The organism is Streptomyces sp. NPDC036815 (assembly GCF_055609205.1).
In genome coordinates this window covers 1-1,078 of the sequence record NZ_JBVJPW010000055.1, presented here as the reverse complement: position 1 = coordinate 1,078, position 1,078 = coordinate 1, and the positions used below count along the sequence as shown (strand labels likewise).

Here is a 1,078-nt window from a genome sequence, read left to right as displayed (position 1 = left end):
TGGATGACCACGAGGCCCCCGAATGGCGTGCTGGAGATGTCAGACATCTCGCTCAGCAATCCGGGAACCCCGCTCAATGCGCTTGACGATCCGTCACCGGATCGGTGGCCGACTCAGCGAGGCTTTCCCTCGCGTCTGTGTGTGCACGGGAAGTGCAGTGCTCACACGATGTAAATGGAACTGATGCGGTCGTTCCAGGGAATGGTGACATTCTCCCAGTGGTTCGGCCCGGTGTTGCCTGGATACCAGTACCCACCGCCACCCGCATTCTCAGCCAGATGCGCACTGCACGCGCCCGTCCAATAGGAGGACGTCTGGTTGTCGAATCCGTAAGCCGAGAGGTTCTGCCAGTATCCCCGGTCATAGAACTTGAGGTCTCGGCCGTTGCGGTTGGAGTGCTCATATACGTCAAGCGGCGTGGAGCACGACGCGGCGGCCACCCGGGGAGTTGCCTTCGCTTCGAGTCTGGCCGCAGCGACGTCGCGTTCCGCGGTAGTACGGAAGCATGACACACCACCCTGACTCTTCCACACTATGCAGGATTTGGCGGCACTCCAGTCTTTCGACAGATCTATCGTTCTCCCTTCGAAACTCGCCAGCGCAGACTTGGCAGTCGGTTCAGGTGCTGCCTGCGCGGTACCTACGCTGACCACGGACGCTCCCGTGATCAGAGCAGCGACACCCAGGATGGAAAGCGTGGACCTTTTCACGAAGGTCTCCTGGAGTAGGTGTACGGCAAGGCGATTTACCTCGACACCCGTTGGTCTACCAGCAACTTGAGGATGCCTGGCGAGGATCATCCTATTCAGGCCACAAAAAGAGTGCCATCAACTCGATGCAGCAGATTACAGCGCTGGCCACCAGCCAACGAGAAGTGCTGCGATCCGCCGCCAGACCGATCCGCAGCCCCGATCATCATGCGGTGTGCAGGTCGGAGCGTGTCAAGCGCAACCACCCCCCGACTGACCGGCACGAGTCCCACAAGTCGTCCAGAACCATGAGATTTCTTAGAAGTCATCTCATTTGTTGAGCCGCGGTAGCAGATGAGGATGCAGGCGATGCTCGTGAAGGTGAGGAC

Annotated in this window: 2 protein-coding genes; both read right to left on the bottom strand. The window is 59.4% G+C overall.

The window, feature by feature from the left end; genetic code table 11:
• Window positions 1-161 precede the first annotated feature (161 nt).
• Window positions 162-710, bottom strand: coding sequence for a hypothetical protein (locus ACZ69I_RS39010; protein WP_470837265.1), 549 nt, complete (start codon window positions 708-710; stop codon window positions 162-164).
• 95 nt (window positions 711-805) lie between these two features.
• Window positions 806-1,078 (bottom strand): hypothetical protein (locus ACZ69I_RS39005; RefSeq protein ID WP_470837264.1); only part of this gene is annotated, 273 nt, incomplete at its 5' end.